The sequence below is a fragment of the Streptomyces sp. NPDC058663 genome (assembly GCF_042716745.1).
GTDB lineage: Bacteria > Actinomycetota > Actinomycetes > Streptomycetales > Streptomycetaceae > Streptomyces.
Window position 1 is genome coordinate 146,863 of record NZ_JBHXRV010000010.1, and the last position, 21,558, is coordinate 168,420.

24 protein-coding genes and 1 pseudogene are annotated in these 21,558 nt (G+C 71.8%); 11 read left to right on the forward strand and 14 right to left on the reverse strand.

The window, feature by feature from the left end; translation table 11 throughout:
* Positions 1–7 precede the first annotated feature (7 nt).
* From ACFWVV_RS10090 to ACFWVV_RS10100, 3 genes are all read left to right on the forward strand, one after another.
* Positions 8–331: an L-rhamnose mutarotase gene (locus ACFWVV_RS10090; RefSeq protein WP_384348080.1), complete on the forward strand. Its 324-nt coding sequence runs from the start codon at positions 8–10 to the stop codon at positions 329–331.
* A gap of 182 nt (positions 332–513) precedes the next feature.
* On the forward strand, positions 514–987 hold the full coding sequence (locus tag ACFWVV_RS10095) for a carboxymuconolactone decarboxylase family protein (protein ID WP_384348078.1): 474 nt from the start codon (positions 514–516) through the stop codon (positions 985–987).
* Positions 988–1,151: 164 nt separating this feature from the next.
* A complete protein-coding gene (locus ACFWVV_RS10100) occupies positions 1,152–2,075 on the forward strand; it encodes an RNA polymerase sigma-70 factor (RefSeq protein ID WP_384348075.1) in 924 nt (307 codons plus the stop codon).
* A gap of 258 nt (positions 2,076–2,333) precedes the next feature.
* Here the strand turns inward: ACFWVV_RS10100 and ACFWVV_RS10105 are convergent, their stop codons facing one another.
* Positions 2,334–3,863: an aldehyde dehydrogenase (NADP(+)) gene (locus ACFWVV_RS10105; protein ID WP_384348072.1), complete on the reverse strand. Its 1,530-nt coding sequence runs from the start codon at positions 3,861–3,863 to the stop codon at positions 2,334–2,336.
* Between the two features lie 499 nt (positions 3,864–4,362).
* On the opposite strand from ACFWVV_RS10105, the gene ACFWVV_RS10110 reads away from it, so the two are divergent.
* A complete protein-coding gene (locus ACFWVV_RS10110; RefSeq protein ID WP_384348069.1) occupies positions 4,363–4,809 on the forward strand; it encodes a subtilase-type protease inhibitor in 447 nt (148 codons plus the stop codon).
* A gap of 175 nt (positions 4,810–4,984) precedes the next feature.
* Here the strand turns inward: ACFWVV_RS10110 and ACFWVV_RS10115 are convergent, their stop codons facing one another.
* From ACFWVV_RS10115 to ACFWVV_RS10125, 3 genes are read right to left on the reverse strand one after another with little or no spacing between them, the layout of a single operon-like run.
* Positions 4,985–5,689, reverse strand: coding sequence for an NUDIX domain-containing protein (locus tag ACFWVV_RS10115; RefSeq protein WP_384348066.1), 705 nt, complete (start codon positions 5,687–5,689; stop codon positions 4,985–4,987).
* Complete coding sequence (locus tag ACFWVV_RS10120) at positions 5,686–6,072, reverse strand: DUF4406 domain-containing protein (RefSeq protein WP_384348063.1); 387 nt, start codon at positions 6,070–6,072, stop codon at positions 5,686–5,688. Before ACFWVV_RS10120 ends, ACFWVV_RS10115 begins: the two co-directional genes overlap by 4 nt.
* 41 nt (positions 6,073–6,113) lie before the next feature.
* Complete coding sequence (locus tag ACFWVV_RS10125; RefSeq protein ID WP_384348060.1) at positions 6,114–6,899, reverse strand: DeoR/GlpR family DNA-binding transcription regulator; 786 nt, start codon at positions 6,897–6,899, stop codon at positions 6,114–6,116.
* Between the two features lie 242 nt (positions 6,900–7,141).
* Between ACFWVV_RS10125 and ACFWVV_RS10130 the strand changes: the two genes are divergently transcribed.
* Together ACFWVV_RS10130 and ACFWVV_RS10135 are read left to right on the forward strand one after the other, a co-directional pair.
* The gene (locus tag ACFWVV_RS10130; protein ID WP_384348057.1) at positions 7,142–8,023 is read left to right on the forward strand and encodes a SigB/SigF/SigG family RNA polymerase sigma factor; all 882 of its coding nucleotides are present in this window, start codon (positions 7,142–7,144) and stop codon (positions 8,021–8,023) included.
* A 115-nt stretch (positions 8,024–8,138) separates the two neighbouring features.
* Positions 8,139–8,453 (forward strand): DUF5133 domain-containing protein, encoded by a 315-nt coding sequence (locus ACFWVV_RS10135; protein ID WP_384348318.1) that lies wholly within the window; start codon positions 8,139–8,141, stop codon positions 8,451–8,453.
* A gap of 99 nt (positions 8,454–8,552) precedes the next feature.
* Here the strand turns inward: ACFWVV_RS10135 and ACFWVV_RS10140 are convergent.
* Positions 8,553–9,185 (reverse strand): annotated as a pseudogene (locus ACFWVV_RS10140) (CatB-related O-acetyltransferase); the annotation flags it as partial.
* Between the two features lie 108 nt (positions 9,186–9,293).
* Between ACFWVV_RS10140 and ACFWVV_RS10145 the strand changes: the two are divergent.
* Together ACFWVV_RS10145 and ACFWVV_RS10150 are read left to right on the forward strand one after the other, a co-directional pair.
* Positions 9,294–10,019, forward strand: a complete 726-nt coding sequence (locus ACFWVV_RS10145; RefSeq protein ID WP_384348054.1) for a TetR/AcrR family transcriptional regulator — start codon at positions 9,294–9,296, stop codon at positions 10,017–10,019.
* A 59-nt stretch (positions 10,020–10,078) separates the two neighbouring features.
* A complete protein-coding gene (locus tag ACFWVV_RS10150) occupies positions 10,079–11,032 on the forward strand; it encodes a DUF389 domain-containing protein (protein WP_384348051.1) in 954 nt (317 codons plus the stop codon).
* A 318-nt stretch (positions 11,033–11,350) separates the two neighbouring features.
* On the opposite strand, the gene ACFWVV_RS10155 is transcribed toward ACFWVV_RS10150, so the two are convergent.
* From ACFWVV_RS10155 to ACFWVV_RS10180, 6 genes are all read right to left on the reverse strand, one after another.
* Complete coding sequence (locus ACFWVV_RS10155) at positions 11,351–11,797, reverse strand: DUF2267 domain-containing protein (protein WP_384348315.1); 447 nt, start codon at positions 11,795–11,797, stop codon at positions 11,351–11,353.
* Between the two features lie 68 nt (positions 11,798–11,865).
* Complete coding sequence (locus ACFWVV_RS10160; protein WP_384348048.1) at positions 11,866–12,291, reverse strand: Hsp20/alpha crystallin family protein; 426 nt, start codon at positions 12,289–12,291, stop codon at positions 11,866–11,868.
* Positions 12,292–12,484: 193 nt separating this feature from the next.
* A complete protein-coding gene (locus tag ACFWVV_RS10165) occupies positions 12,485–12,895 on the reverse strand; it encodes an ATP-binding protein (protein ID WP_384348313.1) in 411 nt (136 codons plus the stop codon).
* 189 nt (positions 12,896–13,084) lie between these two features.
* Entirely contained in the window at positions 13,085–13,396 is a 312-nt protein-coding gene (locus tag ACFWVV_RS10170) for a hypothetical protein (protein ID WP_384348045.1), read from the reverse strand.
* A 154-nt stretch (positions 13,397–13,550) separates the two neighbouring features.
* On the reverse strand, positions 13,551–14,420 hold the full coding sequence (locus ACFWVV_RS10175) for a helix-turn-helix domain-containing protein (RefSeq protein ID WP_384348042.1): 870 nt from the start codon (positions 14,418–14,420) through the stop codon (positions 13,551–13,553).
* A 127-nt stretch (positions 14,421–14,547) separates the two neighbouring features.
* The gene (locus ACFWVV_RS10180) at positions 14,548–15,177 is read right to left on the reverse strand and encodes a MarR family winged helix-turn-helix transcriptional regulator (RefSeq protein WP_384348039.1); all 630 of its coding nucleotides are present in this window, start codon (positions 15,175–15,177) and stop codon (positions 14,548–14,550) included.
* Positions 15,178–15,222: 45 nt separating this feature from the next.
* Between ACFWVV_RS10180 and ACFWVV_RS10185 the strand changes: the two genes are divergently transcribed.
* The gene (locus ACFWVV_RS10185; protein ID WP_384348036.1) at positions 15,223–16,176 is read left to right on the forward strand and encodes an EamA family transporter; all 954 of its coding nucleotides are present in this window, start codon (positions 15,223–15,225) and stop codon (positions 16,174–16,176) included.
* Positions 16,177–16,219: 43 nt separating this feature from the next.
* A complete protein-coding gene (locus ACFWVV_RS10190; RefSeq protein WP_384348033.1) occupies positions 16,220–16,873 on the forward strand; it encodes an NAD(P)-dependent oxidoreductase in 654 nt (217 codons plus the stop codon).
* A gap of 44 nt (positions 16,874–16,917) precedes the next feature.
* Here the strand turns inward: ACFWVV_RS10190 and ACFWVV_RS10195 are convergent, their stop codons facing one another.
* Both ACFWVV_RS10195 and ACFWVV_RS10200 read right to left on the reverse strand, forming a co-directional pair.
* Complete coding sequence (locus ACFWVV_RS10195; RefSeq protein WP_384348030.1) at positions 16,918–17,565, reverse strand: formylglycine-generating enzyme family protein; 648 nt, start codon at positions 17,563–17,565, stop codon at positions 16,918–16,920.
* A complete protein-coding gene (locus ACFWVV_RS10200; protein ID WP_384348027.1) occupies positions 17,562–18,098 on the reverse strand; it encodes a helix-turn-helix domain-containing protein in 537 nt (178 codons plus the stop codon). Before ACFWVV_RS10200 ends, ACFWVV_RS10195 begins: the two co-directional genes overlap by 4 nt.
* 513 nt (positions 18,099–18,611) lie before the next feature.
* On the opposite strand from ACFWVV_RS10200, the gene ACFWVV_RS10205 reads away from it, so the two are divergent.
* Complete coding sequence (locus tag ACFWVV_RS10205) at positions 18,612–20,045, forward strand: MFS transporter (protein ID WP_384348025.1); 1,434 nt, start codon at positions 18,612–18,614, stop codon at positions 20,043–20,045.
* Between the two features lie 89 nt (positions 20,046–20,134).
* Here ACFWVV_RS10205 and ACFWVV_RS10210 read toward each other — a convergent pair whose 3' ends face one another.
* Positions 20,135–21,292 (reverse strand): MFS transporter, encoded by a 1,158-nt coding sequence (locus ACFWVV_RS10210; RefSeq protein WP_384348022.1) that lies wholly within the window; start codon positions 21,290–21,292, stop codon positions 20,135–20,137.
* Positions 21,293–21,558: the final 266 nt, after the last annotated feature.

Below are 21,558 nucleotides of genomic sequence, written 5' to 3' on the forward strand. Positions count from 1 at the left end.
ATCTTGCATGGAGCGGATCGCACAGGTCATCCGGGTCAGGCCCGAAAAGGCCGTGGAATACCGGAAGTTGCACGAAGCCGTACCCGGGCCGGTCCTCGACCGGCTGCGGGCCGCCCACATCGCCAACTACTCGATCCACCTGCTGGGCGACCGGCTCTTCAGCTACTTCGAGTACCACGGCGAGGACCTCGCGGCCGACCTCGCCGCACTGGCCGAGGACGAGGCCACCCAGGAGTGGTGGAAGCTGACCGACCCCCTTCAGGAGCGGGTGCCCGAGGCGGCGCCGGGGGAGTGGTGGGCGCGGGCGGAGCAGGTCTTCCTGATGGAGTGAGGGGCGTGGAGGCCATGCAAGGGGCATAGGGGCGCAGGGGCACAAGGGCGCAGGGGTCCAGGGGTCCAGGGGTACGCGGAGCCGGGGAGAGACGCGCGTCACATCCAGCCGTGTCACAGGGCTCGGGGCTGCCTCGTCCCAAGGGGTGTAGCCACTGAGGAACACCCACGAAGGAGCCCATCATGGAAGCGCGACTCAACTACTTCGCGAGCCCCACCGCCGGCAAGGCCTTCAAGCACTTCATGGCGGCGGGCAGGGTGCTCAAGGAATCGTCGCTGCCGGCCGCGACGCAGGAGCTGGTGTCGCTGCGGGTGAGCCAGATCAACGGCTGCGCCATGTGCATCGACATGCACACCAAGGAGGCCACCGCCGCGGGCGAGACCCCGGTGCGGCTGCACCTGGTGGCGGCGTGGCGGGAGGCCACGGTGTTCACCGAGGCCGAGCGTGCCGCGCTGGCCCTCGCGGAGGAGGGGACCAGGGTCGCCGACGGTGCGGGCGGGGTCGGCGAGGCGGTGTGGGAGCAGGCCGCCAAGCACTACGACGAGGAGCAGCTCACCGCCCTGGTGGTCCTGGTGTCCTTCATGAACACGGCGAACCGGCTGAACATCATCGCCCAGCAGCCGGCCGGAGACTACGTGCCGGGCCAGTTCCACTGAGCGGGCTTTCCCCCCGGTGCCCCGGCCCTCCCGGTGACCCCGTCGGGGGCGGTTACGCTGCCTCCGGCGGGAGGGTGATCACAAGTGGGCTTCCGCCCGGCCGAGTTCGGTCGTACGGGACTGCTTCGGGGGGCCGCTCCCGGGCCGGGGGAAGGAGACACCGCGTGAGCAAGGTGGAGGAGTTCGAGGAACTGCGGCCGCTGCTGTTCTCGATCGCGTACCGGATCCTGGGCAGCGTGGGGGAGGCCGAGGACGCGGTCCAGGAGACCTGGCTGCGCTTCGACGCCTCGGCGACCCGCCCCGACTCGGGCAAGGCGTTCCTGTCCACCGCGGTGACCCGGATCTCCATCGACGTACTGCGCTCCGCACGGGTCCGGCGCGAGGCGTACGTCGGGCCGTGGTTCCCCGAGCCCCTGCTGAACGACCCGTACCAGGACCCCGCGCGGGCGGCGGAGCTGGCCGATTCCGTGTCGATGGCGGCGCTGGTGCTGCTGGAGCGGCTCAGCCCGCTGGAGCGGGCGGCGTTCGTGCTGCGCGAGGTGTTCGGCTTCGGGTTCGACGAGGTGGCGGAGGCGGTGGGGCGCTCCGAGCAGGCCTGCCGTCAGCTCGTCGTACGGGCGCGCCGGCACATGCAGGCGGGGCGGCCGAGGTTCGCGGCGGACAGCCAGGAACGCCGGGAGCTGGCGACGCGCTTCTTCGACGCGCTGAAGGACGGCGACGTGAGCGGGCTGCAGAGGCTGCTGGCCGCCGATGTGCAACTGGTCGGGGACAGCGGCGGCAAGGCCCCGGCGCTGGCCAGGGCCGTGCTGGGCGCGGAGAACGTGGCCCGGCTGCTGGGTGCGTCCTTCCCCCGGCTGTGGCGGATCGCGGTGACGTGCGAGCCGCGGGAGGTCAACGGCCAGCCAGGTGCGATCCTCCGCGACCGCGAGGGCAGGGTGCTGAACGCCCTGGCCCTCGACATCGCCGACGGGCGGATCAGGACCGTCCGCGGGGTCGCCAACCCGGACAAGCTTGCCCACCTCGGACCGGTCGCCGATGCCTGGGCGATCGACCGCGAGGTGAAGCGGGCCGGGCGGGCACGGGGCTGACGCCCGGGCCGGGCACGAAAATCCCCCCGGTCCGGACGCCCCCGGTCCGGACGCCCCCGGTCCGAACGCCCCCGGTCCGGACGCCCCCGTGCCTGCGGCCTCCGGGCAGGGGAGTCCTCCCGGTCCGAACGCCCCCGTGCCTGCGGCCTCCGGGCAGGGGAGCCCTCCCGGTCCGGACGTCCCGTGCTGGGGGCATCCGGGCAGGGGAGCGCGTCCGGTGCCTGAGGCGTCCGGACCGGGGCGTCCGGGCCCTCAGGGCTATCCCTCGCGGCGGCCGTCCACCGTGCGCGGCAGTCCCAGCGGATTGGCCTCCCGCAGTTCGAGCGGCAGCAGTGCCTCCGGAGTGTTCTGGTACGCGACCGGACGCAGCCAGCGCTCGGATGCCGTGAGGCCGACCGACGTGGACGTGGACGTGGTCGCCGGGTAGGGGCCGCCGTGGTGCTGGGCGGGGGCCACCGCGACGCCGGTGGGCCAGGCGTTGACCAGGACCCGGCCGGCCAGCGGGGTGAGGCGGGCGAGAAGGCCCGCCGCACTGCCCGACGTACCCTCCTCGGCGGAGACGTGCAGGGTGGCGGTGAGGTTGCCGGGCAGCCGCGTCAGTACCGCGTCCGCCTCAGCCTGGTCCTCGTACCGTACGACGACGGTCACCGGGCCGAAGCACTCCTCCAGCAGCTGGTCGTGGGCGCCCCCCTCTTCGGCGAGCGAGCTCGCGGGCACCGTGAGGACGGCGGCCGCGACCGTGTGCGCGTCGGCGAATACGGGCTCGACCGGGGTGGTGACCTGGGGGAGCCGGGAGCGTTCGCCCACTCCGGCCACGAAGTGCTCGCGCATCCGGTGGTCGAGCATGACCCCGGGCCCGACGTCTGCGAGCCCCTGGCCGAGTGCCTTCACCAGCTGATCGCCCGCCCCGCCCGCCGGAACCAGCACCAGCCCCGGCTTCACGCAGAACTGGCCGACCCCCATCGTCATGGACGCGGCAAGCCCCGTCCCGATTTCCTCCGCGCGCTCGGCGGCGGCGGCCCCGGTCACCACGACCGGGTTGAGGGAGCCCAGTTCGCCGTGGAAGGGGATCGGCACGGGCCGGGCCGCCGCGGCGTCGAAGAGCGCGCGGCCACCCCGTACCGAACCGGTGAAACCGGCGGCGGCGATCAGCGGATGGCCGACCAGCAGGACGCCCGCGTCGAAGCCGTGGACCAGTCCGACGACGCCCTCCGGCAGCCCGTGCCGGGCGGCGGCCCGGCGCAGCACCGCGACGGTGGCCTCGGAGGTGGCGGGGTGGTCCGGGTGTGCCTTGACCACGACCGGGCAGCCCGCGGCGAGCGCGCTCGCGGTGTCGCCGCCCGCGACGGAGAAGGCGAAGGGGAAGTTGGAGGCCGAGTAGACGGCGACGACACCCATCGGCACCTTGTAGCGGCGCAGATCGGGGACCGGGGGAGTGGCGTCGGGGTCCGGGTGGCTGATGATGACGTCGAGGAAGGAGCCCTCGTCGACGGAGTCGGCGAACTGCCGCAACTGGTAGCAGGTACGGGTGAGTTCGCCGTTCAGCCGGGTGGTGCCGAGCGCCGTCTCGGCGTCCGCCACGGCCACCAGCTCCGCCCTCGCCCCGTCGAGGAGCATGGCGGCGGTGCGCAGGAAGGCGGACCGCTCGGCCCGGTCGGCGAGAGAGTCGCGAGCGGCGTGGGCGGCGCGGACGGCGGCGTCGACGGACGCCTCGGTGGCCTCCACCGCCACCTGTTCGCGCTGCTCACCGGTTCGCGGATCGATGCTCCACACGGGTATTGCTGACACCGGGGCTCCTGTTCCTGTCCCTGCGGGCCTCGCGGGGCGGGCCGAAGAGTGAAGCGAACAAGGTTCGAAATATCGAACTTCGTTCACTATTTCGGATGTTGACAACAGGTTAGGCGCGCCCGGGAGGCGGGGTCAAGGCTGATCGGGAAGCCACCCCCGCACCCGTGACGAAGGCACCCACGCGCACCTTCCCGCACTCCGGATCCGGTCATTCCTGCCCCCTCCCGGAGGGGTGGCCGGGGCGGCGCACCCCCCTCCCTCGGCCCTTCTTCGTGCATTCTGTCCCTTGGGGAACTTCTCCGGGATCCCCCCTTCCCGCCGGTCACGCGGGGCGCACGACGGCTCAACCGTCCGTGAGGGAACGCCACTTCGCGCCACTACGCTCAGTTTTCAACCAACGACCAAAAGTGAGCATCCAATGTGCTTTTGGTGTCTCGCTGAGCAAGACTCCGGGCTGTTCCGTTCGATATCCGACACAACAAGCAAGGGAGTGTTCAATATGCGTGGCATCTCTGGGGGGATTGCGCTGGGAGCCGCCCTCGCGCTCGGCGGTCTGGCCACCACGGCCACCGCCGCACCCGTGGCCCCGCCCGTAGCAACCGCCCCGGCGGCGAGCATCTACGCGCCTTCCGAGCTGGTCCTCACGATCGGCTACGGCGACAGCGCGTCCACCGCCGCAATCCAGCGGGCGGTGTCCCTCGGCTGCTCCTCCGGCGGAGTGGGCAGCCACCCCGACGCGCCCGGCGCCTGCGCCCAACTGCGCGCGGCGGGCGGAAACTTCGACAAGGTGACCAAGGCACCGTCGACCACCTACTGCACCAGGGAATGGAACCCCGTCGTGGTCACGGCCGAGGGCGTCTGGGAGGGCCGGCGTGTCGCGTACGAGCACACCTTCGCCAACCCCTGCGCGCTGAGGGCGGGCCAGGGCCAGGTCTTCAACTTCTGATCCTGCGGCACCCGGGCTCGCAAGCCCGGGTGCCCGGTCGGTCGCACCGCCCCGCCTCCCCCGGGGCGGTGGACCAAGGAGCGCCCGGGGCCCCTGCGAGGGCCCCGGGCGGCTCAGGGTCCTGCTGCTCCACCGGGAATCGCCGGCCACTGCGGCCGGTAGTGCGCGCGGCGCGTCAGCCGACCGGTGCGAAAGGGCCGTCCAGGGCCGCCCACTGGAGCAGCATGATGGTCTTCGCATCCGCGATCTCGCCCGTTCTGATGCGGTGCAGGGCCTCGGTGAAGGGGAGTTCGAGGACCGCGATGTCCTCGCCCTCGGCGGCCACGCCGCCACCCGCCGAGGTGGCGGTGTGCCCGCCGTAGGGGGCGGCGAAGAAATGCAGGCGTTCGGTGACGGAGCCGGGGCTCATGTAGACCTCGAAGACGCGCTGCGGGGTGCCGACCGTGTGGCCGGTCTCCTCGGCGGCCTCGCGGCGGATCGCCTCCTGCGGACTGTGGCCGTCGAGCAGCCCCGCGGCCGTCTCGACGAGCATGCCGTCCGGATGTCCGTTGACGTACGCGGGCAGCCGGAACTGCCGGGTGAGGAGTACGGTCGCGCGCTGCGGGTCGTACAGCAGGATCGTCGCGCCGTCGCCCCGGTCGTACGTCTCGCGCTGCTCGCGGCTCCAGCTCCCGTCGCTGTGCCGGAAGTCGAAAGTGGTCTTGCGCAGCACGTACCAGTCGCAGGACAGCACCTCCACGTCGCGGATGCGCACCTGCGGGTTGCCGGTCAGGTCGCGGCCGTGGGTGTCCAGGCCGGTGCGACCGCGCCGGTCGGGGATGTCGATGCCGGGGGTGCCGGAGGGGCCGGAGGTGCCGGGAGTGCCGGGGGTGCCGTTCATGAGGTGGTGGCCGCCGGGATCTCGGCAGGGCTCGTGAAGATCCGCGCGCCCCGGGAACGGGCCCGGGCGACCATCCGGTCCGCACCCTCGGACGGGCCGCCGATCCGCAGCACCGCGTCGCAGCGCGCCAGCAGGCGTTCCGCAACCGGGTGGAAGATCTCGTCGTAGAGGGCGTCGCCAGGACCCGAGCTGCCGGCCGTCTCCAGCAGGGGGAGCGCCAGCGCCTCGCCGGTGACCGGGAGATGACCGGCGCGGAAGAGGGCGAGCGCGGTCTCGTTCATGGCGGCGACGTTCGCGCGGAGCTTGCCGGGGTCGTCCCCGGTGCCGGATCTGTACGGGCCGGCGACCAGGATCATCAGAGGGCCGGAAGGGGTACTGGTCATGATCTTCTGCTCAACTCCTGGGGGTAGGGGGAGGCTGGTGCTCAGGCGAGGAGCGTGTGCACGCCCGCCTTCCGCAGTGCCGCGAGGGTGTCGGGGCCGTGCGGATGGGTGGCCGCGTCCTCGGCGGCGGTGTCGGTGACGAAGGTGTCCACCGCGTGGGGTGCGGCGACCCGGCTGAAGGAGCGGACCCCGAGCTTGGTGGCGTCGGCGACCGCCACCGTGCGCGCCGACTGGGCGAGTCCTGCCTGCTTGACCGCCGCGTCGTCGAGCGAGAACTCCGACCAGCCGTGCTCGCCGTGCACCCCGCCTATGGACATCACGAAGCAGTCGAACGCGAGGGCTTCGAGCGTACGGAGTGCCAGCGGGCCCACCAGCGACCGCTCGCCGGGACGCGACCGCCCACCTACGACCAGCAGTTCGACGCCGGGCCGGTCGGCGAGGCGCACCGCCGCCTGCAGGCTGAGCACCGCCACCGTCAGCGGGGCGCGGGCCGCCAGGTGTTCGGCGACGTGCACGGTCGTCGTGCCGGCGTCGAGGAGTACCCGCGAGCCGGGTTCGATCAGTTCCGCGACGGCCTTGCCCAGCCGGTCCTTGGTGGCCTGCTGCCACGGCTCCCGGGCGGCGAACCCGGCGCCGTCCTCCCGCGCCCGGGTGGCGACGGCGCCCCCGTGCACCCGCTTGAGGAGGCCCTGGCGTTCCAGTTCGGCCAGGTCCCGGCGGACGGTCATGTCGGAGACCCCGAGCCGGTGCGCGAGCTCGGCCACCGAAACCCGGTCCGAGCCCTGCACGAGACGCAGGGTCACATCAAGACGATTGGCAACTCCCATGCCCACTTTCTAACACAACAATGTTCGATTGAACATCACAGTGTTCATTCGGTGTCGGACCAGTCCTCGTGACATGCGGGTTGACCGGTACAGGGATGGTCGTCACGCCCCCCGGAACGAGCCCTGCCGGAACGCCGTACAAAAAAATTGGCTCCGGGGGAGTGAACGCGTGTTCCCGGGCAAGACTGGGCCGCGTACGCCACCACGCCGCGTACGCCCGCCGCACCCGAGGAGGAACCGCGATGCAGTCAGCAACCGTGACCCCGTACGAGTCCGCGACCGCCCCGGGGGCGGCCCCGGCCGACGCGGCCCTGCCCCGCATCGCCGACCCCACCGCGGTCGCCCCCAAGGATGCGCGCCAGCTCTCCAAGCTCTTCCTCGACCGGCTCCAGGAGCTGGAGGAGGGCACGCACGAGTACCAGTACGCGCGCAACACCCTGATCGAAATGAACCTCTCGCTGGTGAAGTTCGCGGCGCGGCGCTTCCGCAACCGGGGCAGCGGTGACCTGGAGGACATCATCCAGGTGGGCACGATCGGCCTGATCAAGGCGATCGACCGGTTCGACCTCCAGCGTGAAGTGGAGTTCACCTCCTTCGCCATCCCCTACATCACCGGCGAGATCAAGCGCTTCTTCCGCGACACGACGTGGGCCGTGCACGTGCCGCGCCGCCTCCAGGAACTCCGTACCGAACTGGCCAAGGCCAAGGAGCAGCTGGCCAACGTCCTGGACCGGGACCCCACCGTCGCCGAGCTCGCCGAACTCCTGGAACTGACGGAGGAGGAGGTCACCGAGGGCCTGGTCGCCGCCAACGGCTACACCGCGGGCTCCCTCGACCTGCCCGCCGAGACCGGTCACGACAACAGCACCAAGTCCCCCGTCTCGTACGCCGACTTCTTCGGTGCCTGCGACCCCCACATGGAACTCTTCGAGGACCTCCACACCCTCGCCCCCCTCCTCGACTCGCTGGGCGAGCGGGACCGCCGCATCCTGTCCATGCGTTTCGGCCAGGAACTCACCCAGTCCGAGATCGGCGAGATCCTCGGCATCTCCCAGATGCAGGTCTCCCGCCTGCTGACCCGGATCCTCGGCACCCTGCGCACGGGCATGCTGACGAACAGCTGAGTGCAGTTTGGCGGAAAACAGCGGGTGTGCCCGGCGTTGTCCGTGGGAATCCGCAGCATCACAGGACAAACACGAGAAGTGCACGAGAACCAACTGAAGAAGGGGACTCACTTCCATGCTGGTGCCCGACCCGAAGGTGCTGCGCGAACTCCTCACCCGCTACGCCGAAACCCGGCTGGCCCACGCCGAGAAGCCGACGGAGGAGACGCGGCGCGCGGTGGAGGACGTCGTGTACACCCTGTGCGTGACGACCTCGACGTCCAGGATCGAAGCCGCCCTGGCGACGGCGGACACCCTGCTGGAACAGACCTGCTGCGCCCGCGCCGAGACCCGGACACCTGCCGCGACACCGGCCAAGCGCGTCACACCGGCCGTGCCCACCACCCCCGACGCCGTCCGTGAAAAGGCCCAGACGGACCTCGCGGCCTGAGCCCGTACGTCCCCGCTCTCGCACGAGAACCCGCTCCCGCCCTATTCGGGCTTCCGCTCGGAGCGAGAGGCGGCGACGGCGGCCGCAGGGCTTACGGGCCGCCGCTTCCAGGTCGGTGATGCTGCCCGACATGACCGTCCGGATGTGTGCGGTGAGGTGCTCCACCGGCCAGTCCCACCAGGACACCGCGAGCAGCCGGGCGATGTCCTCCTCGCTGTAACGGATGCGAATGAGGCGGGCCGGGTTGCCGCCGACGATTCCGTAGTCGGGCACGTCGGCGGTGACGACCGCGCCGGAAGCGACGATCGCGCCGTGGCCGATCCGTACCCCCGCCATCACCGTCACGCCGTAGCCGAACCAGACGTCGTTGCCGACGACGGTGTCCCCGCGGCTGGGCAGGCCGGTGAGCAGGTCGAAGTGGTCGGCCCAGGAGCCGCCCAGGGTGGGGAAGGGGAAGGTCGAGGGGCCGTCCATGCGGTGGTTGGCGCCGTTCATGAGGAACCGCACCCCCGTGCCCAGCGCACAGAACTTGCCGATGACCAGCTTGTCGGGGCCGTAGTGGTAGAGCACGTTGCGCGTCTCGAACGCGGTCGGGTCGTCCGGGTCGTCGTAGTAGGAGTACTCCCCGACCTCGATCAGCGGGGACTTCACCAGCGGCTTGAGCTGCACCACGCGCGGTTGTCCGGGCATGGGGTGCAGCACGGTGGGGTCGGCGGGAACGAGGGGCTGCATCGGGCGATTCCTCTCGGGGTGCTGCTCGGGGTCCCGTTCCGTGCCGTGCCGGTCTGGCACCGCCCGTTAACGCGACAGCTTTTGCCTTAAGGCGATTATGATGGTGGCATGACGCTGTCTGCCGATCAAGCCGATTCCGTACGCTCCCAGGAACCCGGCATCGCGGAGCCGGTGCCACCTGGCGAGGCGTCAGGGTCGCCCCGGCGTCGCCCGGGTGGCCGGACGGGCCGGGTCCGTACGCAGGTTCTGGACGCGGTCCGCACCGAGCTCGTGGAGCGCGACTACGACGAGATCACCCTGGACGCCGTGGCTGCTCGTGCGGGTGTGCACCGTGCGACGGTCTACCGGCGCTGGCGGAACGTCGGCGGCCTGCTCGCGGACGTCTTCGAAGCGGCGGGCGACGACGCCTGGCAGCCGCAGGACACCGGCTCCCTCGAGGGCGACCTCGCGGCGCTGAACCACGAGAGCCAGGCGGCACTGACCGAACGCCCCTCGGTCGTCGCGGCGCTGATCGCGGCCTCGTTCCGCTCCGAGGAGGCCGCGCGCAGCGTGCGGCGGCTATGGGAGGACAGGTACACCCGGTGCGAGGCCATCGTCGACCGGGCGGTCCGGCGCGGAGAGGTCCCGCCGGACACCGACGCCCGGCAGTTGCTCATCGCCGCCACCGCGCCCGTCTATCACCACCTGGCGCTGCTGCGCGCACCTGCGGACCCCGGCCTGCCCGGCCGAGCGGCCAGAACGGCCGTGCTGGCAGCGGCCGCCGGTGCTTTCGCAGCCGAATCCGCCGGTGCTTCCGCTGGAGCCACCGATGGCCCGGGGCCTGGGGATCAGTGACCTCGGGGCGCGGTGACCCGGGCCCGGTGGATCGCACCGGACGGGGCACAATGCCCGTCATGCTGCATGTGAGAGTGATCGCCCCCACCGAGCGCACGGACGACGTGCTGCGGATCACCGTCGAGTCCCCCGCCACCGCCAACGTCCTGAAAATGGCCGGGGCCGCGCACGATCCACCGGGTGACCTCGTCGAGTTCGACGTGGCGAGGGAAGGTGCCAACAGCGTCCTGGGGGCCCTGCGCGAGCTCGGGCTGAAGGAGAGCGGTGCCATCACCGTCGAGCAGCTCGACCTGTCCATCTCCGCCGCCTCCGAGAAGGCCGAGCTGGCCGCCCCCGGCGACCCCGACGACGCGGTGGTCTGGGACGAACTGACCGCGCGTACCACCGCCGAGACCAGGCTGACCTGGGCGTTCCTCGCGTTTCTGGCACTGGCCACGCAGATCGCGGCGATCGGCGCGCTGCTCGACCAGCCCATCCTGATCGTCGGTGCGATGGTGCTGGGGCCGGAGTTCGGGCCGGTGGCGGCGATCTGCTTCGGGGTGATGGCCGGGCAGCTGAGCCTGGTCGGCAACGCCGTCCGCATCCTCGTCATCGGCTTCACCGTGGCCGTACTGATCACCATGGCCTGCGCCGGAGTCAGTCGGCTACTGGGGTGGATCACCCCCGAGATGATGGACGGCCGGCCCCTGACCAACTTCATCATCCACCCCGACAGGTGGTCCTTCATCGTGGCGCTGCTGGCGGGCGTCGCGGGCATCCTGTCGATGACCGCGGGCAAGTCCTCGCCCCTGGTCGGCGTCTTCATCTCCGTCACCACGGTCCCCGCGGCCGGTAACCTCGCGATCGCCGTCCCCCTCGGCCACTGGAGCGAGGTGACCGCCTCGCTCATCCAGCTCGGCGTCAACCTCGCCGGAATGCTCATCGCGGGCACGGCCACCCTGTACATCCAGCGTGCGCTGTGGGCCAGGTACGGACTGCGGGTGACGCTGGCCCGCCGGATCACCCCGCACTGATTCCGGTACGGGCACGGGCCCCGGGAGGGGGTCCGTGCCCGCACACGGAATGCGGGCCGTACCGCGAGGAACTCTCGCCGTACGGCCCGCGGTGCTGCTGCCCGCCGCCACGGGTACGGGTGCCGGAGCGCCGACCGGACACCGGACTCCTGGCCGGGCACCGGAGTGCCGACCGGGCGCCGGACTCCTGGCCGGGCACCGGAGTGCCGACCGGGCGCCGGATCTGCCGGAGGGGTCCCGACTCCCGGCCGGATACCGGATCGGCCGGACGCCGGAGGTGCCGGGTGCCGGGGGCGGGCGTCGCGCTCCCGCCCGGTTTCAGGCCGCCGGCTCCCGGACGGCCCCCTGCCGGACCGGACGCCGTGCCGCCGCGGCCCTCCGTACGAGCTGTGCCCGGCCGAACAACAGGGCGTACCCGTCAGGGAGTTGCCCCAGCACCCGCTCCAGCAGCTCCGGCCCCGCCAGCGTCCCGACGTGCCGCAGGACGGACCCGGCGTCCCACCGGGCAGGGCCCGGTCCACTGCCGTTGCGCGCGGCCAGGTCCTGTACGAACCCGAGCCCGGTCAGCGGTGCGGCCGCCGGAATCTGCGCGGTGAACTCCCGCGCCGCCTCCCGGGGCAGCACCCGGGCCAGCTCGACCCGCTCCTCGCCGGTCAACTGCCGCCCCAGACCGGCCAGTACGCTCCGTGTGACGGCCTCCGCCCGGGCCGCCGACGGGTAGGCCCCGTCGATCCGCACCCGCTCCACCAGCTCCGCGAACGACATGCCGGGCGACTGCCGGTGGTCGTGCTTCTCACCCGCGTACACCAGGGACTCGCGCACGTCGGCTCCCCTCACGAGGCGATCTGCCGGGCCTGGCCCCCACCGCCACTGATACTGATCTTGCGCGGCTTGGCCCGCTCCGAGATCGGGAGGCGCAGGGTCAGCACGCCCGCGTCGTACGAGGCGTCGATCCGGTCCGTGTCGAGCGTGTCGCCGAGGATGAGCTGCCGGGTGTGCAGGCCGGCCGGGCGCTCGGAGGCGATCATCTCGGCGCCCTCGGGCGCAGCCGAGCGGCGCTCGGCCTTCACCGTCAGTACGTTCCGTTCGATGTCCAGGTCGATGGACTCGGGGTCGATCCCCGGCAGGTCGAAGTGGACGACGAACTCCTCACCCGCCCGGTAGGCATCCATCGGCATCGTGGCCGGGTGTGCCGCCGTGCCCCAGAACTGCTGGGTGAGCCGGTCCAGTTCGCGGAATGCGTCGGTACGCATGAGCATCACAGGTCACTCCTTTTCTCTTCGCACTGGGTGCGATGCCCTACGCCTTCTTATATAGCGGACCAATCAGAAACTTGACAAGTAGCCGCTCAACTTAGTTGCCCGCCGTTCCGGGCCTCCCGGCTCCGACTTCCTGGGCCCCGGCTTCCCGGCCTCTGGATTCCCGGCCCCCGGCCTCCGGCTTCCCGGGTGCCTACGGCGTCCGCTCCCGCTGTTCCGGAATGAAGCACGCGGTGATCGCCTTGCCGTGCTGCTGGTCGTGCGCCTCCCAGCTGTCGGCGAGCGCGTCGACGATGGCGATGCCCCGGCCCGAGGTGGCGGCGGTGGAGCTGGGCCTGTGCACGGGCCGGCCGCCGTCACCGGCGTCGTCGTGGACGGACACGTGCACGCAGCGGCTGTCCCAGGTCAGCACGAGCTGGGCGTCGCTGTGCGCGTGCAGATGCGCGTTGGTGATCAGCTCGGACACCGTCAGGACGATGGAGTCCACGGTGTCCGGGCAGTCCTCGTACCAGGGCAGCTGCGCCAGGTGCTCCTCCGTCCACCTTCTGCCCGCCCGTACGCCCCCGGACATCGGGAACGTCCTGGCCCAGCCCACCGCCCGCATCGACATCGCAGCCTGCCCCTCTCTCCGCGTCACTCCGCGTCTCACGTGTATCGCTCCGCATTACCCGGAATGTCACTTCCGGTCGCGGTACGTGTACCCGGGAACGCCGTCGCGAACAGGCCGAAGGCGCGGAGTTGCGCGGGGGAACGGGGAGGGGGCGTGAGTGGGGGCTGGGCCAGGTGCGAGCCGTTATGCCGCGCCCGCGTCCCTGCGGTCCGCTTCCCGGACGACGCGCAGCCCGTACCCCGCGTTGTTGACCCGTCCGCCGGGCCCCGCGGGTGAGGCCGTCCAGTACGGGTGCTCGTGGACAGCCATGGTCAGCTCCCGGATCCGCTCCCACAGCTCCTCGACCTGGTCCACCTGCTCCTCGGTGAAGACGGGGGCGGACTCGGGGCCCCAGGGCGGGGCGGTGGCGAGCGTGTGGAAGTCGGCCTGTGCCTCGTGGAGCTGCTGCTGGAGGGCCAGGAGGTCGTCGGGGAAGGGGGAGGCGTGGGAAGACATACCGAAAGCGTACGTCTGTTCGAATTACGAATGCCAGCCGACCGCCGACAGACCTCCGCCAGTCCCGTCCGGTCCGCCAGTCCCGTCCGGTCCGTCAGTCCCGTCAGTCCCGTCCGGTCCGTCAGTCCCGTCCGGTCCGTCGGACCTCTTCCGCCTAGTCCTGTGGCTCCCGCTCCACCGGCAGCCACAGCTCGGCATCCGCTTCCGTGCCGTCCGGGGACAGCCGGGTGCGCAGGATCTCCGGGCCGGGGCGGCTGCGGTACGGGTTGGAGGGGAACCACTGGGTGAAGGCGTCCCGCCACAGCTCCTGGATGGCCTGCGGGGCCGGGCCCGAGGTGGCGAAGACCGCCCAGGTACCCGCGGGAACCGCCAGGCTCGTGGTGCCCGCCGGGGCGGGGGCCGAGGTGATCACGGCCTGGTAGTAGTCGAGCTCGGTGCCCTCGGCGCGGCTGGGGTCCAGGCCGTCGCAGACCGAGACGATGCCCTCCGGTTCCTGGTCCGCGAGTTTCTCCAGCGCGGCCAGGGCCGCCCTGTCGATGCCACGGACGAAGTCGATGATCGACTGGTTCGGTCCCGAGTGCACGAGCGGCACCCTGGCCCTGAAGCCGACCACGGTGAAGCCGGACCTGTTCACGATGCGGTATCGCATGCTGCTGCTTCCTTCGACGACGAGACGGAAGGACATCCGGGGCTGGGATTCGAGTGCGGCGCCCGTGCGCCGCGCCTCGCCCGGGCCGATGCCGTGCATGGCGCGGAACGCCCGCGCGAACGCCTCGCCCGAGCCGTAGCCGTACCGGACCGCGATCTCCAGCAGCGTTTCCCGTGCTGCGAGCACCTCCGCACCCGCGAGCGTCAGCCGCCTGCGCCGTACGTACTCCGACAGCGGCAGGCCCGCCAGGGCGGAGAACATCCGCCTCAGGTGGTACTCCGAAGTGGCCGCGATCCGCGCCAGCTCGGCGACGTCGACGGTCTCTTCGAGATGCTGCTCGATGTGGTCCATGGCCTGGTTGAGCTTCTCCAGCATGTCCCGGCTCCTTCCTCTTTACGTCCACCACGCTAGGCAGCGGCCCCGGGGGCGGGCCCGACATCCTGTGCCCGATCGGGTCGGGTGCGTGATCCGGTCGAGCCCTCGCCCGCCCCGGGCCGGATGCTCAGCGGCCGTCGCCCAGGCCCAGGAGCAGGGTCCGCAGTGCGTCGGCGAACTGCTCGCGCTCCGCGGGCGAGAGTGCCGCCAGCAGCCGCTGCTCGGTGCTCAGATGGTCCGGGAGCGCCGACTCGACCAGCTGCAACCCGGCCTCGCTCAGGGCCACTTGGACCACCCGGCCGTCGGTGGGGCTCGGGGTCCTGGTCACCAGTCCGCGCTCCTGGAGACGGTCCAGGCGCTGGGTGACCGCCCCGGAGGTGACCATGGCCGAGCGCATCAGCTCGGCGGGGGTGAGGGGGTGCTCGGGCCCGTTGCGGCGCAGGGTCGCCAGGACGTCGAAGGAGGCCCGGTCGAGTCCGTGCGCGGCGAAGGTGCGTTTCATCTCCGGCTCGATCAGCAGCATCAGCCGCTTGAGCCGCCCGATCACCGCCATCGGGGAAACATCCAGGTCGGGTCGCTGCTCCGCCCACTGTGCCAGGACGTGGTCCACGTGATCCTCGGGCGGGGCCCCGGCGGTGCGTCCGGCGGTGTGTCCGGCCGGGTCGCCAGTCGCCGGCCCGGTCGACTGCCCCGTCGCGGCCCCGGGGGTGGTCGCCTGTGTCTTTGGCCCGGTCTTGCCTGCATCCCTCTTGGTCATGGCACCACACTAGCCGTTCTCTTAGTGGTGAGATATGTTGTCTTAGTGCTAAGCAATCGAACCGGCCTCGTGCTGCTCACTGCCCTCGCCCCTGCCGTCTGGGGCTCCACCTATCTCGTCACCACCGAACTCCTCCCCGCTGACCGCCCGTTGCTCGCCGCGGTCCTGCGTGCCCTGCCGGCGGGACTGCTCCTCGTGCTCCTCACCAGGCGGCTGCCGAAGGGGAGCTGGTGGTGGAAGTCCCTGGTCCTCGGCACGCTCAACATCGGTGTCTTCTTCGCGCTCCTCTTCGTCGCCGCGTACCGCCTGCCCGGCGGTGTCGCCGCGACCGTCGGCTCCGTACAGCCCCTGCTGGTGGCGGGCCTGTCCGCGGGTCTGCTCGGGCAGCGGCTCAGTCCGCGCACGGTACTTGCGGCGGTGACCGGCATCGCCGGAGTCGCCCTCCTGGTCCTGCGGGCGGGCGCCCGGCTGGATGCGCTCGGAGTGGCCGCCGCACTCGGGGGCGCGGTCGTCATGGCGACCGGCGTCGTCCTCAGCAAGCGCTGGGCCTCCCCGGCCCCGCTGCTCGCCACCACCGGCTGGCAACTCGTCGCGGGCGGACTGCTGCTGGTGCCCGTGGCGCTGCTCGTGGAGGGCCCGCCGCCGTCCTCGTACACGGCGGAGAACCTGATCGGATACGGATATCTGACGCTGATCGGCGCCGCGGTGGCCTACCTGCTCTGGTTCCGCGGCATCAAGGCCCTCTCGCCCACCGAGGTCACCTTCCTCGGCCTGCTCAGCCCGCTCGTGGCCACCCTGCTTGGCTGGCTCGTGCTCGGCCAGCAGCTCACCGCGCTCCAGCTGGTGGGCGCGCTGCTCGCCCTGGCGGCGGTGGTGTTCGCCCAGCTGAGGCCGCGCTCCGGCCGGGGCGTCGTGGCCGCGGCGCACCCCGGGGGCCCTGCCGCGCAGCCACCGGCGGACCACCCGCGCGCCGACCGCCCCACCGCCCCGGCGAACTGATCCACGTACCGCCCACCCCCCTACGAAGGAATGGCGACCACTCATGCGTAACACCCTGCGTATCACCGTGCTCGGCGCGACCGGCGCCGCCGGCAGCCGTATCGTCACCGAAGCACTCGACCGTGGCCACGAGGTCACCGCCGTCACCCGCGACGCGGCCCGCTTCGCCGACCTGGACCCGCGTGCCCGGCACCGTACCGGCAACGCGCTCGACGCCGGTTCTCTCGCGGAACTCGCCGCGGGCCAGGATCTGTTGATCAGCGCGACCCGGCCCGTGCCCGGGCAGGAGGAGCAACTGGCGGACACCGCGCGGGCGTTGTTGGCCGGACTGGCGGGTACCGGGGTGCGGCTGCTGCTGCTCGGTGGCGCGGGCAGCCTGCGCCTCCCCGGCAGCGACACCCTCACCGTCGTCGACGGGCCCGGCTTCCCGCCCTCCTGGCGGCCGATCGCGCTCGCCTGCAACGCGCAGCTCGACGTCTGCCGCACATCCGGTGCGGACGTCGACTGGGCGTACGTCAGCCCGGCCGCCGACTTCGCACCCGGCCCGCGCACCGGTGCGTACCGCCTGGGGACGGACGAACTGCTCGTCGGCGCCGACGGCACGTCCGCGATCTCCATGGAGGACATGGCGCTCGCGCTGCTCGACGAGGCGGAGCGGCCGAAGCACCACAGGACCCGGTTCACGGTGGGCTACTGAGACGCCCTTCGCGCGCGAGGGGGGTGCGCCGCGGCCCGGCGGGGTCAGTCCGCCGAGCGAGCGACCCGGAAGCCCACGTCGTCGATGCGGTACGTCGGGTGGCTGCGGCGGCGCACCGAGGCGCGGCAGCTCCAGGGCTCGTCGAACCAGCCGCCCCCGCGCAGGACGCGGTACTCGCCGTACACCTCGGGGTCGTAGAGGTCCCAGCACCACTCCCACACATTGCCCAGCATGTCGTGCAGGCCCCAGGCGTTGGGCTGCCGGGTGCCGACCTCGTGGGGGCGAGCGCCGGAGTTGGCACGGTGATGGGCGATGTCGTCGAGCGGGCCGTACCGGGGGCCGGTCGTGCCGGCGCGGCAGGCGTACTCCCACTCGGCCTCGGTCGGCAGCCGGTATCCGTCGGTGGCGGCGTCCCAGGCGGTGGTGGAGTCCGCGCCGAAGGCGTAGGCGGGGGACAGGCCCTCCGCGGCCGACAGGGCGTTGCAGAAGCGGACCGCGTCCTGCCAGGAGACGCCTTCGACGGGCAGGCGGGCGCCGGGAGGGGCGCTGCTCGGCCGGTCGCCGGTGACCTGTGCGTACAGCGACTGGGTGACGGCGTGCGGGGCGAGCAGGAAGGGGGACACCTCGACCGGCCAACTGCGCTGAGTCCGGCGGTCGTTCAGCACCACTCGCCCCGGTGCGAGCCGGATCATTCCGCCTCCCGGGTGAGGGCATCGACGACCTTGAGGAGGTCCGCGGTGACGGACAGGCCGCCCAGCACGACGACCTTGAGGGAGGCCCGCTCCTCGTCGTACACGGTCTCGGCGCGGATCCGGTCCTCGACGCGGATCCGGTCCCCGGCGCCGGTCCGGTCCTCGGCGCCCTCCCGGCCGAGCCCGCCCTCCGGGCCGCGCCCGCTCTCCCCGTTGCCCGCCCGCACCCGGCCGCGCCCGCCGTGCCGCCCGCCGACCGTGGCCATGACGGCATTGGTCAGCCGGGACGCCTCGTCGGGACCGATCGCGTCGATCTGCACGATGCTCGACGCCTCGGCGTGCCGGGGGCGGCGCACGGCGGGAGAGGGCGTGACGGGCGCGCCGGTGAACGCCTCCAGGTCCTCCCTGGCGATCCGGTACTGCTTGCCGATGCGGGTCGCCCGGAGCCTGCCCTCGCGGACGTACGCCCGGACGGTCTTGACGTGCAGACCGAGCAGGCCCGCCACCTGGTCGACCGAGTAGAAGTGCTGCATGGTCCGAAGGTAGCGCAACCTTCCCTAAAACTCCCTATCGATACGGAGCGATTCGGCCTACTGGGCCCGTTGTCCGCCTCGGGCCCGGCGAGACCCTCCGGAGGCCGTACCGGAAGATGCGACAGCGAGCGGCCCGCCCCGCCGCTGCGGGGAAGGGCCGGCCAGTTGTCGCACGCGGCCGTCGAAGGACCCGGAAAGTAGGGACTCTTTCCCCTGTGACCTGGGACTTTCGCGGACGATCAAGCGTCTCGCGCAGGTCTAGCGTCGAGAGTGCCCGGCACGGTACCGGGCGGCTGTGACGGAGCGGAGATTCGCCCATGACACACACGCGCAGGAGCCGGAATCCCGGGGCACCTAGGCCGAGGAGGTCGCGCCGGCCCCCGATTGCGTACATCTCAGCCCCGCACACGAGTTGACCCCCGCAGGTCCTCGGACGCAGCAGATGAACCGGACGCAGCAGATGAACCGGACGCACCAGATGAACCAGACGCACCGGACGTACAGGAAGCAGTCATGAGTTCCCTCGCACACGCACCCCGGACGGGCGACGACGCGGCTGAGGCCGCCGATCACGGGCAGTACCGCCCCGGCCGCACCATCACCGACTGGCGGCCCGAGGACCCCGCGTTCTGGCGCACCACGGGACGCAAGGTCGCCCGCCGGAACCTCTGGATCGCGGTCCCCGCCCTCCTCGTCGCCTTCGTGGTCTGGCAGGTCTGGTCGATCACCGCGACCAACCTCACGGACGTCGGATTCGGGCTCAGCCAGAGCCAGTTGTTCTGGCTCACCGCCATCCCGGGCATCACCGGCGGCACCGCCCGCATCCTCTACACCTTCCTCGGCCCGATGGTCGGCCAGCGCACCTTCACCGCGCTCTCCACCGTCGTCCTGGTGATACCGCTGATCTGGCTCGGCATCGCCATCCAGGACCCCACCACCCCGTACGCGGTGCTGATCACCATCGCCGCCCTCTGCGGCATCGGGGGCGCCAACTTCTCCTCCTCGCTCGCCAACATCGGCTTCTTCTTCCCCAAGGGCGAGAAGGGCAACGCCACCGGCATCAACGGTGGCCTCGGCAACCTCGGTGTCTCCGCCGTCCAGCTGCTCACGCCGATCGTGATCACCTGGTCGACGATCGCCATCGGCTCCGCCCAGCACAAGGCCGACGGCACCCCGGTGTACCTCCAGAACGCCGCGTTCCTGTGGGTGCCGGTCCTGGTGGTCCTCGCCGCCGTCGCCTGGTTCGGCCAGAACAACCTCAAGGTCGCCTCCACCCCGTTCTCCCGCCAGAAGATCATCTTCAAGCGCAAGCACAACTGGGTGATGACCTGGCTGTACGTCGGCACCTTCGGCTCGTTCATCGGCTTCGCCGCCGCCCTGCCGCTGCTCATCAAGACCACCTTCACGCCGATCGACGCCGCGTACTCGGCGGCCACGTACGCCTGGATGGGCCCCGCCATCGGTGCCCTCGCCCGCTGGGCGGGCGGCTGGATCGCGGACAAGCTGGGCGGCGCCCGCGTCACCATCCTGTCCTTCGTCGGCATGGCCGTCTCGATCATCGGGGTGATCAACTTCCTGCCCTCGGGCGGCGACAACGGCTCCTTCTGGGGCTTCTTCGTCAGCTTCCTGTGCGCGTTCCTCTTCTCCGGCATCGGCAACGGCTCGACCTTCCGCCAGATCCCGGTCATCTTCCGCACCACCCACCTCAAGGGCCTCACCGAAGGCACCCCCGCCTACGACCAGGCCCTGAAGCAGGCCGAGATGGAGTCCGGCGCGGTCACCGGCTTCACGGCGGGCATCGCCGCCTACGGCTTCTTCTTCATCCCGGCCCTCTTCGGGTCCTTCGCGGTGACCAGCGCGATGTGGGGCTTCGTCGGCTTCTACGCGAGCTGTGTGCTGGTGACCTGGTGGTTCTACGCCCGCAAGGGCGCCGAGGCCCCCAGCTGACGGGCGGGCGCCCCAGCTGACGACGGGCTGGGGCCGGCAGCTTCGAGCCGGACCGGCCCGTTCACGGGCCGGTCCGGCTCACTGCCACGTCACCCGTGCGGCTGCGGCGGCTCGTACAGTCCGCGCAGCAGCAGCCATCCCACCGCGGGAAGCACGACCAGCGGGGCCAGCGCGAGCTGGAGGGACGTCGCATCGGCGATCGCCCCGATCAGCGGGCTCGCCAGCCCGCCCACGCTCACCGTCAGACCGAGCGTGACGCCGCTCGCGGTGCCCACCCGGTGCGGCAGGTAGTCCTGGCCGAGGGTGACGTGCAGCGAGAACGGCACGTACAACCCGGCCGAGGTCAGCGCCACGCACACGTACAACAGCGGGCCGGGCACGCACACGACCCCGGCGACCGCGGGCACGGTCAGCGCGTACGACCAGCGGACCACCGCGACCCGCCCGAAGCGGGTGGCGAGCCTGCCGCCGATGACGGTGCCGAACGCACCGCCCAGGTAGAGCGTGAACAGGGCGGCGGTGCCCACGAGTTCACCCGCGTGTCCGCCACCCACCCGCTCACGGGCGTACAGCGCGATGAACGAGCTGAGCCCCATGAAGACGACCGACCGGCAGACCACGGCGCCGGACATCTGCAGGAACGCGCGCCAGTCGTCCTTCCCGGCCGGGCCCAGTTCGGCCGCCCCGGCGTCCTCCCCGACAGGCCGACGCAGCGCGCGCAGCGCGGCCACACACAGCGCCGCACCCGCCAGGGCCGGCACCACCAGCAGCGGCGAGGCTCGCAGTCCGCCCGTCGCCACGACGGCGGACACCAGCAGCGGGGCGGTCGCGAAACCGATGTTGCCGCCGAGTGAGAACCAGCCCATCGCGGTGTGACTGCCCCCGCTCGCCAGCCGGGCGACCCGCGCGGACTCCGGGTGGTAGGCGGCCACCCCGATTCCCGAGACGGCGATCACGGCAAGGGTCAGCGGGTACGAACCACCGATGCCGCCGACCCCGCTGAGGGCGACACCGAACCCGCCGAGCAGGGTGCTCACCGGCAGCAGCCAGGGCATCGCCCACTTGTCGGTCAGCGCGCCGAACAGCGGCTGCGCGACGGACGACAGGAGCGAGGCCGCCAGGACGATGCCGGAGGCGGCCGCGTAGGTGTAGGCGTGCTCGGCGATGAAGAACGGCACCAGGGCGGCGACCGCCCCCTGATAGACGTCGACACAGGCGTGACCGAGCGCGAGGAGGGCGAGGGGCATGCGGGATCCCCGTGGAGCCCTGGCGAGCGAGGGAGTTGACGAGGGGGCGCGCGGGGACGGGGAGACCGGGGACGGGTGGGTACGTGGAGTAGGCACGCTCCGATCGTCGCCAGCGCGGCAGGTGTCGCGCTTCCGGTAAATTGCCTGCCAATGCCGAAAACCCGCCAGCAGCCGCCCACTCCGCCCGAGCCGCCGGGCAAGCCCGCACCTCCTGTCGGCCACCCGCCGGCCGTTCCCGTCGCGCAGATGCCGGACGCTCCCGTCGA